This window comes from uncultured Jannaschia sp., from assembly GCF_947494025.1.
Taxonomy (GTDB): Bacteria; Pseudomonadota; Alphaproteobacteria; order Rhodobacterales; family Rhodobacteraceae; genus Jannaschia.
Map to the genome: position 1 here is coordinate 1 of NZ_CANLTQ010000106.1, position 1,228 is coordinate 1,228.

2 protein-coding genes and 1 pseudogene are annotated in these 1,228 nt (G+C 65.0%); 1 reads left to right on the forward strand and 2 read right to left on the reverse strand.

From position 1 onward, the window contains the following. The coding region (locus Q1B08_RS21455) for a PRC-barrel domain-containing protein (protein WP_299823399.1) at window positions 1-498 on the forward strand (498 nt) is incomplete at its 5' end. A gap of 210 nt (window positions 499-708) precedes the next feature. On the opposite strand, the gene Q1B08_RS21460 is transcribed toward Q1B08_RS21455, so the two are convergent. Both Q1B08_RS21460 and Q1B08_RS22240 read right to left on the reverse strand, forming a co-directional pair. Next, the gene (locus Q1B08_RS21460; RefSeq protein ID WP_299823402.1) at window positions 709-957 is read right to left on the reverse strand and encodes a hypothetical protein; all 249 of its coding nucleotides are present in this window, start codon (window positions 955-957) and stop codon (window positions 709-711) included. 163 nt (window positions 958-1,120) lie between these two features. Continuing rightward, a pseudogene (locus tag Q1B08_RS22240) lies at window positions 1,121-1,204 on the reverse strand (5,6-dimethylbenzimidazole synthase); the annotation flags it as partial. Between the last annotated feature and the right edge of the window lie 24 nt (window positions 1,205-1,228).

Sequence of the window (1,228 nt, forward strand, 5' to 3'; positions counted from 1 at the left end):
ATGGACGAGGAGCCGACTGGAACCGAACCGGCGCCTGAGACGGTGGCGCAATCGGAATCGACCGAGCCGGAAGCACCTGACTCCGACGTCACCGCCGATCCGGCACTTGCGGAGACCGACACCGCCGAGACCGACATGCCGGTTGCGGAAGGCGACACAATCGAGACTACGACACCGGTCGAGCTCGGCGGTCCGACCGTGGAGCGCGAAGGCTACAACCTCGCGCAGGCCGGCGCGTTCGAGGTCGAGTCCCTGACCGGGTCCAACCTCTATGGTGTCAACGACGAGAATATCGGCGAGATCGGCGACCTGATCCTGAGCAGCGACGGCCAGATCGAGGGCGTCCTTGTCGAAATGGGCGGCTTCCTCGGCCTCGGTCAGCGGGAAGTGCAGGTGCCCTACGATCGCCTGTCGATCCTGACCTCGGAGACCGGCGACATCCGAGCCTATATCGACGCGACAGAGGAAGAGCTCGAGGCGATGCCCGAAGCGCAATAAGGAACCACGCTGCGGTGGTAGACTGGGCCGTCCCGAAAGGGGCGGCCTTTTTCGTCGTTCCAGGTCATTTCGTGTGGGTCCGCCTACGCCGTTCAGACATGGCCTGCCAAGCATGAGAGCAGGCCGCAAACGACGGGTCGGTCGGCTGCGCTCGCAAAGCGTGGCCCGCATGGAAGGCTTCGCGTATCCTGTCCATGTACGACGCCACCGTCAGACCACCTTCCAATCCGTCCGTGTATCCCTTTGCCATCCGACCTCGTGCAGAAGGGGTGTGTCGCTTTCGGTCACGGCATGACCGGGACAGAGGGTAGCCGGTGAGAGACCGGCTCGACAGCACATCGAGCAAGGCGGCAACGGCATCGGGATCGAGACCCAGCCGAGCCCGATATTCTCCGACCGGGCCGCCAGCCAGAGCGCGTGGATCGCCATCACGGTCGAATAGACCAGCGTATCGGGCATCGTTCTGCGCCCGAGGCCCCGGCCTTCCCGGACAGCATGGTCGGTGAAGACCGTGAGGTGAACGGGCGCCTCTTGCAGCGGCGAGCTTGAGAGCGAGATGGCCGCGCCGGCTTGCACCCTCGTAGGCCTGCGCAGCCTCCGCATTGCACCGCTTGAAAACCTCGATGATCCGGGTTCGAGCCAGGGCGCTCTCGACATGCACTACGCGCCAGGGGCGCGCGTTTCCAACGGATGGCGCGCGGTCCATGTCCTGTCGCAGACGCTGCAGGAC